This is a genomic window from Methylorubrum podarium (assembly GCF_022179745.1).
In the GTDB taxonomy this organism is placed as follows: domain Bacteria; phylum Pseudomonadota; class Alphaproteobacteria; order Rhizobiales; family Beijerinckiaceae; genus Methylobacterium; species Methylobacterium podarium.
Window position 1 is genome coordinate 1 of the sequence record NZ_BPRD01000451.1, and the last position, 3776, is coordinate 3776.

A 3776-nucleotide genomic window follows, 5' to 3' on the forward strand; every position below is an offset into this window, starting at 1 on the left:
TCGCCGCGCAGGGCCACGATGTGGCGCACGCCCGGCAAGGCATTCCCCTGGGCGTTGCCCTGGCGCGGCGGCGCACCGGGCCCGGGCGGGCGCGGCGCGGCGCCCGGGGCCGGCGCGTTCGACGCCCGCTCCGCGGTGAGGCTCGCCAGCACGCTCGACACGCCGGGCAGCGCCAGCACGCGACCCTCCGCCTCGCGGCGCACCGGCTCGAACCGCTCGGCCTCGCTCGGATCGATCAGGATCGAGAACATCACCCGGTTGCCCGGATCGATCACCACCTGGGACAGGCGGCCGGAGCCGGGCAGGGTGGTGCCGCCGCGGTCAACCGTCACGGTCGAGAGCGCCTTCAGCACGTCGTCGCGCGTGATCGCCAAAACTCAAGCTCCATCGGGCGTCGGGCGGAACCGTCCGCCCCCGTTCATCTAACCGGCCCCGCGGGAAACGCCAGCCCGCGCGCGTCGCCTCACCGCCGCCGGCCCGGCGGAATGGCGATCAGGTTGCACTCTTCCATCGGCCCGCGCACCACCGAGCCGTCGCCGCGCCGGTAGACGCCGCGGCGGACATGCCGGCAGCCGACCGGGCCGCGCAGTCGCCTCACCCGCTCGATATGGACGCTGCGGTAGCGCCGGTTCGAGAAATCGTGGCCGCCGATGCGCACGCCGGGGCCGAAGCGCACTTCGGCCGAGGCCGGCCCCGCGAGGGCCGCCAGCAGCACCGCGAACCATGCAACCCTCATCTCGCCCCCTCCCGAAGTCCTGCCTGAACCAAGCCCGGCCTCGCTCGTTGTCGAGGCAATCGCCGGGTGGCCGCACTCATGGGGCCGCGCTGATGGCCGCTCCCGCCCGGCTCACGCCATCGACGACATTCGGAGAACGGATCTCATGCACCAGGGCAACCATCGCGACCACGAGGGCGCGAAGAAGCTCTTCGAGCTGACCAAGGACGTCAAGGTCGCGATGCTGACCACCGCCGACCAGAACGGCACCCTGAACAGCCGCCCGATGTGGAACAACGAGATCGACGAGAACGGCGATATCTGGTTCTTCACCAAGCTGCACAGCCCGAAGACCGCCGAGATCGGCCGCGACAACCAGGTCAACCTCGCCTATTCGGACCCGTCGAGCCAGACCTACGTCTCGATCGCCGGCAAGGCCGAGGTGATCCGCGACCAGAAGCTCATCGACGAGAAGTGGCAGGAGAGCCTCAAGACCTGGTTCCCCAACGGCAAGGACGACCCGGAGGTCGGCCTGATCCGGATCCACCCCGAACAGGGCGAGTACTGGGACAGCCCGTCGAGCAAGATGGTCCACCTCTACGGCTACGTGAAGGCTTCGCTCACCGGCGAGAGCCCGAAGACCGAGACCAAGAAGGTCAACCTCGCCTGATTTTTTTTGGAAGGGAGCCTCTTACGGCCTCCGACCGATCGCTTCGGGGTCCGCTAAACTCCGTCATCGCGAGCGTCGGCGAAGCGATCCAGTCCGCGACATTTCCGGAGGGGTCGCGCCCTGGATCGCCACGGCTTCGCCTCGCGATGACGGGGAAGAGGCCCGAGCGTTCGTTCCACGGCTTTGCATGACGCGTCACGCTCCCGCCTCAAGGGCGGGGGCGCTTTTTTCGTCACGCGGCCTTGCACCCGCCGCCGTTGATCGCCGAGACGATCCGCCCCAAGCTTGGGCGACACGCCCCGAACACGGACGGCCCATGATCGACCTCGCGAAGCGGGTTTACGACCACAACTTCCGCATCGACCCGATCGTGCGCTCGCTGCTCGATACGGATTTCTACAAGCTCCTGATGGCGCAGATGATCTTCCGCCGTCACCGCGACGTGGCCGTCACCTTCGCGATCCAGAACCGCACGCGGAGCGTGCGGGTGGCCGACGAGATCGATCTCGGCGAGTTGCGGGCGCAGCTCGACCACGCCCGCACGGTCGGGCTGAGCCGGGGCGAATCCACCTGGCTTCGCGGCAACACCTTCTACGGCAAACGCCAGATCCTCTCCTCCGACTTCATGGCGTGGTTCGAGAATTTCCGCCTGCCCGAGTACGAGCTGGAGGTGCGCGAGGGGCAGGTGGCGCTCACCTTCCACGGTCCCTGGGTCGAGACCACGATGTGGGAGGTGCCGGCGCTGGCGATCCTCAACGAGCTGCGCTCCCGCGCCGTGCTGCGGGATCTCGGCAAGTTCGAGCTGCAGGTGCTCTACGCCCGCGCCATGACCCGCGTCTGGGAGAAGATCGAGCGCCTGAAGTGCCTGCCCGACCTCTCCATCGCCGATTTCGGCACGCGCCGCCGCCACGGCTTCCTGTGGCAGGACTGGTGCGTGCAGGCGATGATGGAGGGCTTGGGCGAGCGGGCCTTCCTCGGCACCTCGAACTGCCTGATCGCGCTGCGCCGCGAGGTCGAGGCGGTGGGCACCAACGCCCACGAACTGCCGATGGTCTACGCCGCGCTCAGCGGCGACGACGACGCGGCCTTGGCAGCCTCCCCCTACGCGGTGCTCGCCGACTGGCAGCAGGACTACGCCGGCAACCTGCTGGTGGCGCTCCCCGACACCTACGGCACCACCGGCTTCCTCGCCAACGCCCCCGACTGGCTCACCGCCTGGACCGGCATCCGGATCGATTCGAAGGAGCCGATCGAGGGCGGCGAGGAGGCGCTGGCCTTCTGGGAATCGCGGGGCTGCGACCCGCGCGAAAAGCTCGCGATCTTCTCCGACGGGCTCGACATCGACGACATCGAGGCGATCCACGCGCAGTTCCACGGCCGCATGCGCATCGGCTACGGCTGGGGCACCCGGCTCACCAACGACTTTCGCGGACTGGTGCCGGAGGGGCGGCTCGACCCGATCTCGGTGGTCTGCAAGGTGACGGAGGCGCAGGGCCGCCCGACGGTGAAGATCTCCGACAACCCGAGCAAGGCCCAGGGACCGGCGGCGGAGGTGGAGCGCTACAAGCGGGTGTTCGGCGTCGGCGAGCAGGCCGCGATGGCGGTGGTAGTGTAGACGCCCATCGGTGTCTCAAGCCTTTTGCCAGGGATTGAGCACATTGAGGTCGCAGCCCGTGAAACCGCCGGTGTCGCGGGTCGCGACACGGAACCCTGCGGCAGCCGTGATCGCGGCAATGAGAGCGTCGAACCCCTCGACAGGCCGCCCCGCCTCACGTCGGAGCGCGACGATTCGGGCATAGTGATCCGCGGCGCTCTCGTCGAACGGCAGCACGTGTCCGGCAAAATCGGTCGCGAACATCGTCATGATCGCGGTCCGGATGCCGTCGCGACGGCGTCTCCTCGGCAGCAGGGCGGCACCGTAGAGGAGCTCGGCCCGGTTGATGCTCGTCGTGTAGAGCGTCGATCGCGGCTGTGCGGCGAGCCACCTGAGGACGAGAGGATCGGGACCCGGCCGCATCAACTCGGAGATGACGTTCGTGTCGAGGACGATCATTCTTCGAGACGAGGCGTCTCGCGGAGCGCCACGGCCGGGTGTTCGTCCAGATCGACCCCGCCGAGATGTGCCACACGGCGACGGATCGCTTCCGCGAGATCGAGACCCGTGCCGTCTTCCGCGCGCAGGCTCTCCTGAAGGATCGCCTCCGCTTCTGCCTCCGGCGATCGGCCGCTGCGGACCGCCCGAAGCTTCAGCCGCTCTCGCAGCGTCCCGCCGGGATCGCGGATGGTGAGGCTGGGGTGGCGAGAAGAAGCCATGAGGTCTTCCTAGGAGCGATCCTGGGACGCTGCAACGCTACCGCGAAAAACTTGCCGCATCGTCGTTGCGAGGCGAAG

Annotated in this window: 6 protein-coding genes; 2 read left to right on the top strand and 4 right to left on the bottom strand. The window is 68.5% G+C overall.

Annotated features, from left to right (window positions below; all coding sequences use genetic code 11):
- The coding region (locus MFF42_RS20470) for an iron-sulfur cluster assembly protein (protein ID WP_238257390.1) at positions 1-374 on the bottom strand (374 nt) is incomplete at its 3' end.
- Between the two features lie 89 nt (positions 375-463).
- A complete protein-coding gene (locus MFF42_RS20475; protein ID WP_238257391.1) occupies positions 464-736 on the bottom strand; it encodes a hypothetical protein in 273 nt (90 codons plus the stop codon).
- 145 nt (positions 737-881) lie between these two features.
- On the opposite strand from MFF42_RS20475, the gene MFF42_RS20480 reads away from it, so the two are divergent.
- Positions 882-1385, top strand: coding sequence for a pyridoxamine 5'-phosphate oxidase family protein (locus MFF42_RS20480; RefSeq protein ID WP_238257392.1), 504 nt, complete (start codon positions 882-884; stop codon positions 1383-1385).
- A gap of 316 nt (positions 1386-1701) precedes the next feature.
- A complete protein-coding gene (locus tag MFF42_RS20485; protein WP_238257393.1) occupies positions 1702-3000 on the top strand; it encodes a nicotinate phosphoribosyltransferase in 1299 nt (432 codons plus the stop codon).
- 15 nt (positions 3001-3015) lie between these two features.
- Here the strand turns inward: MFF42_RS20485 and MFF42_RS20490 are convergent, their stop codons facing one another.
- Complete coding sequence (locus tag MFF42_RS20490) at positions 3016-3438, bottom strand: type II toxin-antitoxin system VapC family toxin (RefSeq protein WP_238257394.1); 423 nt, start codon at positions 3436-3438, stop codon at positions 3016-3018.
- Positions 3435-3698, bottom strand: a complete 264-nt coding sequence (locus tag MFF42_RS26605; RefSeq protein ID WP_373875201.1) for a FitA-like ribbon-helix-helix domain-containing protein — start codon at positions 3696-3698, stop codon at positions 3435-3437. Before MFF42_RS26605 ends, MFF42_RS20490 begins: the two co-directional genes overlap by 4 nt.
- Positions 3699-3776 lie beyond the last annotated feature (78 nt).